Origin of the sequence: Phascolarctobacterium succinatutens CAG:287 (assembly GCF_000434895.1) — a bacterium.
Taxonomy (GTDB): domain Bacteria; phylum Bacillota; class Negativicutes; order Acidaminococcales; family Acidaminococcaceae; genus Phascolarctobacterium_A; species Phascolarctobacterium_A succinatutens_A.
In genome coordinates this window covers 50,812-58,437 of sequence record NZ_FR892795.1, presented here as the reverse complement: position 1 = coordinate 58,437, position 7,626 = coordinate 50,812, and the positions used below count along the sequence as shown (strand labels likewise).

Genomic DNA, 7,626 nt, shown 5'->3' with positions numbered 1-7,626 from the left:
GCTGAACCGTTTTTGTACGCCGAAGGAGCAACGTACTGTTCTGCAGGAGGTTGCCGATGGTAAGGTTGATATTCTTATCGGTACGCACCGCCTGCTGCAGCCTGATGTGAATTTCCCCAGCTTAGGACTGTTGATTATTGATGAGGAGCAGCGCTTCGGTGTTGCTCAAAAAGAAAAAATAAAAAAATGGCATCTTGGCATCGACGTTCTGTCGCTGTCAGCGACGCCTATCCCGCGTACCCTGCACATGGCGCTGGTCAACGGCCGTGATATGAGCGTTATTGAATCACCGCCGGAAGACCGTCTGCCCGTGGAAACGTATGTCAGCGAATATAATGACGGCATGATTAAGGAAGCGCTGGAGCGCGAGCTGCGCCGCGGTGGCAGGATTTACTATATCAGCAACCGTGTAAGTGCTTTGGAATCGTTGTCTGCCAAGCTGCGCCGTCTGGTGCCGGGAATCAGCATCAAAATTGCTCACGGACAGATGAGCGAGGACGCATTGGAAGATGCTATGCTTTCCTTCTACGAAGGCAGCTGTGATATGCTTTTGTGCACTACTATTGTGGAAAATGGCTTGGATGTACCCTTGGCCAATACGATAATTATTGATGGTGCTGATAACTTTGGCCTTTCGCAGCTGTATCAGATGCGTGGCCGCGTAGGACGCAGCTCGCGTCTGGCTTATGCTTATTTTGTTTATCAGCCGAATAAGGCGCTGAGTGAAATTGCTGAAAAGCGTTTGCAGGCAATCCGTGATTTTACGGAGCTTGGCGCAGGCTTCAAGATTGCTATGCGTGACCTGGAAATCCGTGGCGCCGGCAATCTGCTTGGCCCGCAGCAGCATGGTCACATTACCGGTATCGGTTTTGCTGCTTATTGTGAGATGTTGGAAAAAACAATCGAGCGTCTGAAAAATGGCAAGACAGCTGAGCCGGAGCCGGAGCCGGTGCTGGAAATTCAGGCAGAGGCTTATATTCCGGACAGCTATATTCCAGATCCGCGCTATAAAATGGAGCTTTATCGTCGTTTCAGCGAGCTGGAATATTCGCAGCGCGATGATTTGCTTGATGAAGTTATTGATCGCTTCGGCAATCCGCCGCCGGAGGTGGAAATGCTTTGGCGTTTGGCAGCGCTTAAGGGCTTGTGCCGCGTTCTGAAAATCCGTGGCGTAAATGTACGTCAGGGTGTTATTCGTCTGACGTTTAGCGAAAAGGCGCAAGTAAACCCGGAGGCTATTCTGAAGCTGCTGATGGAGCATCCGAAGACGATGGCTTTGAAAAACGGGCAGGAGCAGCAGCTGACATACAGGATAGGGGCGTCCAAGAAGGAACCTCTGGCCTGGCTGGAGCAGACCTTGCCTAAACTTGTATTGGAAAATTGATAATTGATAATTGATAATTGATGTGAGGAGGTGAAAGCAGGAAATGAGCAGTGATAAATTTTTGCGTGGAGCGATGATTTTGACGCTGGCAGGTTTGATGGTGAAGGTTATCGGCTCGGTGAACCGTATCCTGCTTTCACGTCTGTTGGGCGGCGAAGGTATCGGTCTTTACCAGATGGCATATCCGGTATATCTGTTGCTGCTGGCGATTTCTGCGGCTGGTATTCCGGTGGCAATTTCTATTATTGTCGCCGGTTTTCTGGCGCAGAAGGATTATGCTAATGTGCGTCAGGTTTTTCGCGTTTCGCTGCGCCTTATGGCCTGCGTTGGCGCAGTACTGGCGCTTTGCCTGGTGCTGGCTGCAGGCTGGCTGGTGGAGGCGGGCGTGATTACAGATGCGCGTGCCTACTATTCGCTCATCGCGCTGACACCGGCAATATTCTTTGCGACGATTTTAGCCAGCTTCCGTGGTTATTTTCAGGGGCATCAGCTGATGACGCCACCTGCAGTATCACAGATTGTGGAGCAGCTTATCCGCGTAGTGACGATGGTTGTGCTGGCGTATGTGCTGCTGCCCTACGGTCTGGAATACGCTGCTGCCGGCGCCGCCTTCGGCGCAGTGCCGGGCAGCCTTACAGGACTGGTAGTAATGGGCTGCTTTTACCGCTACTATCGCAAGCAATGGCAGGCAGATGCAGTCAAGCTGCAGACACCAGCTAGCGAGCTTGTGCGCAGCAGCGCGCTGATTAAGCGCCTGCTGCTATTGGCGCTACCTGTATCCTGCGCTAATATCCTTGTTCCGGTCACCAGCAGTATTGACGTGCTATTGGTACCAGGTCGCTTGATTGACAGTGGTCTTGGCGTGGAGCAGGCGACGGCGCAGTTCGGTTATCTGGCAGGCATGGCGCAGCCATTGCTGCTGATGGCGACGATACCGACGATGTCGCTGGCAACGAGCCTGGTTCCTGCTGTATCTGAAGCGTTTGCTTTAAACAAATGGCAGATTATTGAGCAGAAGGCAGCTACTGCAATGAAGCTGTGCTGCCTGATAACAGTGCCTGCTTCCGTAGGTATGTGGGTACTGGCGCAGCCTATCAGCCAACTATTGTATGGTACGGCAAAGGCCGGTGTTGCAATTATGCATTCTGCGCCTGCAATTTGTCTTTTAGGCCTGCAGCAGGTGACAACAGGTGTACTGCAGGGAGTGGGACATACTAATCTGCCGATGGTGAATATGCTCATTGGCATAGTAGCGAAGCTGATAGCTGTCTGCCAACTGACGAATGCGGAATATGGCATCGCCGGTGCAGCGTGGGCAACAAATATAAACTTTGGCGTGACAGCGCTTTTGAATATTATTGCGCTGTATCACTTCCGCATAAGCTTTTCCTGGTTGAGTATTGGCAAAATCATCACTGCATCTGCAGTGATGGGTGTTGCTGCCGTAGAGGTACATGCGCTGCTTAGTGGTGCATCGCCTGCTTTAGCAACAATCAGTGCCATGCTGGCTGCCGGAATATGCTATATCATATTGCTGCCACTTTTAGGCGTGCTGAACATACAGGAGCTGCGTCAGCTGCCGGTAGTAAAACGATTTTTTAAATAATTAAAGAAAGAAGGCGTACTATCATGGGAACAATCACAATTGTCGGCTTAGGCCCCGGTGCTGTGGGACATCTTTCGTTGGAGACAATGGGATTTCTGCAAAACTGCGCTCAGGTTATCCTGCGTACAGCAGTGCATCCTACTGTTGCCGAGTTGGAAAAGCAAAACGTAAAATTTACCTCATGTGACGATTTATACGAAAAGGCTGCTTCCTTTGAGGAGGTTTATAACAGCGTCGTAGAACGTGTGCTGGCAGCAGCACAGAACGGCGATGTTGTTTACGCTGTACCGGGCAGCCCGCTGGTTGCAGAAAAGACCGTTGTTTTAATGCGTACTGCTGCCAAGGAGCAGGGTGTAAAGCTGGTTATTAAGCCGTCTATGAGCTTTTTGGACTTGGCTTATGTTGAGCTGGGTATTGACCCGATTGCCGGTTTGCAGATTATTGATGCGCAGGATTTTGCGGAAATTGCCGGTGCCGGTCAGCATCCGCTGATGATTACCCAGGTTTACAGCCAGATGGTAGCCAGCGATTTGAAAATTGCGCTGATGGATGTACTGCCTGATGAATATGAAATTTATTTCCTGCGTAATCTGGGCCTGCCGGATGAGGAATGCCGTCCGATTAAGCTGTACGAACTGGACAGACAGCCTAATATCGACCATCTTACGAGCGCTTATGTTCCGCCGCTGGCTGAGGGAGCAGAGGATACTGTATTTGAAAAGGTTGAAGATGCGGCAGATGTTCCCGGTATCATCACTTTTGGTGAGGATGAGGACGATTTTGCTGACGAAGGCGAAGAAGAAGGCTATGCAGAAGACTTTTTGCCGGAAGCAGGCTTTGATGATTTTGATATTCAGCCGTTGGCTGATGTTATGCGCACCCTGCGCGAGCCTGGTGGCTGTCCCTGGGACAGAGAGCAGACGCATAAATCTATCCGCAGCAACATGATTGAAGAGGTTTATGAATACCTGGAGGCCGTAGATGCCGATGATGTTGCAGGCATGCGTGAGGAGCTGGGCGATGTGCTCATGCAGGTTGTCTTTCATGCACGTATGGCGCAGGAGGCAGGCCGCTTTGACCTGCAGGACGTTATCGACGAGGTTGTAGATAAGCTTATCCGCCGTCATCCGCATGTTTTCGGCGATACCCATGTTGACAACAGCGATGAGGTGCTGGTAAATTGGGAGGCTATCAAAAAGCAGGAGAAACAGGAGCGCAAGCATGTTTTGGACGGCGTAACGCAAGGACTGCCGACGCTGCTGCGTGCCTATAAGCTGCAAAGCAAGGCTGCGAAGGTTGGCTTTGACTGGCCGGATAGTGCATCTGTATGGGCTAAAGTACAGGAAGAGCTGGGCGAGCTGCAGGAAGCCTTACAAGCAGGCGACAAGGCTGCTGCCGAGAGCGAGCTGGGCGATGTACTCTTTGCTGTGGTAAATTACGCGCGTCATTATGGTATTGAGCCCGAAGTAGCTTTAGATGGCACAAATAATCGCTTTGCTGCCCGTTTCAATTACGTAGAAAAGCAGGTAGAGGACAGCGGTAAAGGCTGGCAGGACTTCACTTTAGCTGAATTGGATAAATTTTGGGATGAGGCTAAGGAGTTAGAACACAAGCAGATTTTATAAGGCGATTTTGCAATAAAGTTACTAAAATAACGCTATTTTTCGCTTGTTTTATAAATATTTTCGGAAAAGGCTTGCAGGAAAACGCTTTAGAGTGTAGAATACTATTGCTAGTTAAATATGAGTTACGTTACGAAGTTACGTGCTCCGCAAGCATTTGCAATAACAACTAAAGTCACAATTAAGGAGGAATTTTTGATGAACAAGACTGAGTTAATCGCTGCTGTTGCTGAAAAAGCCGGCTTAACCAAAAAAGACGTTGAAAAAGTTATCACCGCTACCCTGGAAACCGTTAAAGAGGTAGTTGCTAAGGGTGACAAAGTACAGGTAGTTGGCTTTGGTACTTTTGAAGCACGTGCTCGTAAAGAACGTGAAGGTAAAAATCCGGCAACCAAGGAAAAAATTGTTATCCCTGCTGCAACCGTACCTGAAAATTGTTACTCCTGCTGCAACCGTACCTGCTTTCAAAGCTGGTAAGGCTTTCAAGGATGCTGTTAACGCAAAATAAGCTGTATTAGTGCTGTGGGCCCGGCAGCTTTGCCGGGCTTTTCTCTAAAATATGCAGCAGAATACTGATGCAGCTTCAATGTTAAGGGGGCTAAGAAATGGTCAGACGTCGAGTGAGACATAAATCTATTGCATTCCCGTTATTTATGACGCTGCTGATTGTTGCCTGCGTGTACGGTATTGTCAAGCAGGAGTATTCTATTTGCCAGATTAAAAATGAGCAGGCTGCCACACAGCAACGTATTGCTGCTTTGAAAAAACAAAAGGCAGAGCTGGAGGCAGAGCGTAAACGGTTGGATGACCCGCGTTACATTGAAAAGCTCGCCCGTGAGGATTACAACATGGTGGGTAAAAACGAGGTGCCGCTGTTTATAGTTGATGAGAAAAAATAAGGCAGAACAAGAAATGATAGCTTTTGTTCTGCTTTTTTTATTGACACCACGAAAAATTAAAGAGTATAATACAAGAGTATTAAGAATTTTTAAGGGGGATTTTTTTCTCGATGTCACTTGAAGTAGGTGCAATTGTAGAGGGTGAAGTTACAGGCATCACCAATTTTGGCGCATTTGTCCAACTGCCTGAGGGCAAGGTTGGCCTGATTCACATTTCTGAGGTTTCTAATGTTTATGTAAAAGACGTGCATGACTTTTTAAAGGAGCACGACAAGGTTAAGGTTAAGGTATTATCTGTAGATGACCGCGGCAAAATCGGCTTGTCTATTAAACAGCTTACACCGCCGCCGGCTCCGCAGGCAAGACCGCAGCGTCCGCAGAATGATAATCGCGAGCGCCGCAGCAACAATAACGGTATGCGTCCGCAAGGCGACAATCGTGAACGCCGTGGCGGTATGCGCCAGCAAAGCGCAAGACCTATGGCTCCCGTTTCGTTTGAGGATAAATTATCCAAATTCTTGAAAGACAGCGATGACCGTATGCTGGACTTAAAACGTAATACTGAGTCTAAACGCGGTGGTCGTGGTGCCAGACGTGATAAATAAGCAAGCTGGTATTTGATGAAATGGCACTCCTGAGAGTGCCTTTTCTTTTATGGCATAGAAAATGTGGTATGACATGTTTGCTCTGATGCTGAAGGAGATATGCTATGAGGCAGATTGCGCCTGCAGTATACAAGCTGCGCAAAACAATTAAAAATTTGCTGCGGCCGGAGGCTCACTACCTGCTGGCGGTAAGCGGCGGCGCTGATTCCCTGGCTTTGGCACATGCCTGCGCTGCTTTGGCAGCGCAGGGCTGGGGAAGCTACAGCGTCTGTCACGTTGAGCACGGACTTCGTGGTGAAGAGGCTTTGCGCGACATGCAGGCTGTGCAGCGTGCATGCGAAGCATGGGGATTGCCTTGCTTTACAGAGCATGTGCAGGCTGCCTCCTATGCGGCGCAGAACCGGCTTTCTACAGAAGATGCTGCGCGCCGCCTGCGTTATGCGGCGCTGAGGCGCGTAGCGGCGCAGCAGGGCGCTGCGGCGCTTGTTACGGCGCATCACGAGGGTGATCAGGCGGAAACGCTGCTCTTAAGGCTGTTGCGCGGCGCAGGGCTGCAGGGACTTGCCGGAATGCGGGCGCAGCAGGGCGATATCATCAGACCGCTGCTGACGCTGCCGAAAAGCCTGCTGGAGGAATACTGCAACGCAGAAGGCATTGCAGTCTGCTACGACAGCACCAACGCTGATACGGCGTATACGCGCAATCGTGTACGTCTGGAGCTTGTGCCGTATCTGGAGCGCAGCTTTAATCCTGCTGTAATGCCGTCGTTGGCGCGTACTGCTGCTTTACTGGCGCAGGATGCGGAATGTCTGGAGCAGCTTGCTGGTGAAGCTTATGAGAAGCTGGCACGAAGGCAGGAGAATACTGTCAGGTTGCCGGTGACGCAGCTTACGGCGCTGCACAGTGCCGTAAGGCTGAGAGTATTGCGACGCGCGTATTTCGAGCTGGGCGGTGAAGAGCTGTCCTACGAGCGTAGTCAGGCCATGGATTCGTTGCTGCTTAGACGTAGTGGTGGCAAGCTTATCCAGCTGCCGCAGGGAATCAACGTAGTCTATAAAAATAAACAGCTTATTTTTACTAAAAAAATATAACGTGTAAGGAGAATGGAAAAATGCATGACGATATTAAGACAGTTTTGCTGACTAAAGAAGAAATTGATGCCCGTGTACAGGAAATGGGTAAGCAGATTGCAGCTGATTATGCAGACAAGGATTTGGTTGTCATTGTTCTGCTGAAGGGTGCTGCCTGGTTCGCTACCGACCTGACCCGTGCTATTGATATGCCGCTGCGCGTAGACTTCATGGTTGCTTCTTCCTATGGTAACGGAACCAGCACCAGCGGCAGTGTGAAGGTTAAGCTGGATGTCAGCGAGGACATCAAGGGCAAGGACGTGCTGGTAATCGATGATATCATTGACAGCGGCGTTACCTTCGCTTCTATTACCGACATGCTGCGTCACTATAAGCCCGCAACATTGAAAACCGCTGCTCTTTGCGACAAGGCCGAGCGT

At 50.0% G+C, this 7,626-nt stretch carries 7 protein-coding genes and 1 pseudogene; all 8 read left to right on the top strand.

Annotated features, from left to right (window positions below; genetic code table 11):
• A partial coding sequence (locus BN587_RS11905) for a TRCF domain-containing protein (protein WP_044484427.1) occupies positions 1–1,384 on the top strand: 1,384 nt, incomplete at its 5' end.
• Positions 1,385–1,427: 43 nt separating this feature from the next.
• On the top strand, positions 1,428–2,990 hold the full coding sequence (locus BN587_RS06360; RefSeq protein ID WP_021720308.1) for a putative polysaccharide biosynthesis protein: 1,563 nt from the start codon (positions 1,428–1,430) through the stop codon (positions 2,988–2,990).
• Between the two features lie 23 nt (positions 2,991–3,013).
• Positions 3,014–4,615 carry a nucleoside triphosphate pyrophosphohydrolase gene (gene mazG, locus BN587_RS06355; protein WP_021720307.1) on the top strand — a complete coding sequence of 534 codons (1,602 nt, stop codon included), beginning with the start codon at positions 3,014–3,016 and terminating at the stop codon, positions 4,613–4,615.
• Between the two features lie 195 nt (positions 4,616–4,810).
• Positions 4,811–5,120: pseudogene (locus BN587_RS06350) on the top strand (HU family DNA-binding protein).
• Between the two features lie 97 nt (positions 5,121–5,217).
• The gene (locus BN587_RS06345) at positions 5,218–5,511 is read left to right on the top strand and encodes an FtsB family cell division protein (RefSeq protein ID WP_021720305.1); all 294 of its coding nucleotides are present in this window, start codon (positions 5,218–5,220) and stop codon (positions 5,509–5,511) included.
• Positions 5,512–5,621: 110 nt separating this feature from the next.
• Positions 5,622–6,116 carry a S1 domain-containing RNA-binding protein gene (locus tag BN587_RS06340; protein ID WP_021720304.1) on the top strand — a complete coding sequence of 165 codons (495 nt, stop codon included), beginning with the start codon at positions 5,622–5,624 and terminating at the stop codon, positions 6,114–6,116.
• A gap of 104 nt (positions 6,117–6,220) precedes the next feature.
• Positions 6,221–7,207 carry a tRNA lysidine(34) synthetase TilS gene (gene tilS / locus BN587_RS06335; RefSeq protein WP_021720303.1) on the top strand — a complete coding sequence of 329 codons (987 nt, stop codon included), beginning with the start codon at positions 6,221–6,223 and terminating at the stop codon, positions 7,205–7,207.
• A 20-nt stretch (positions 7,208–7,227) separates the two neighbouring features.
• The coding region (locus BN587_RS06330) for a phosphoribosyltransferase (protein ID WP_303684879.1) at positions 7,228–7,626 on the top strand (399 nt) is incomplete at its 3' end.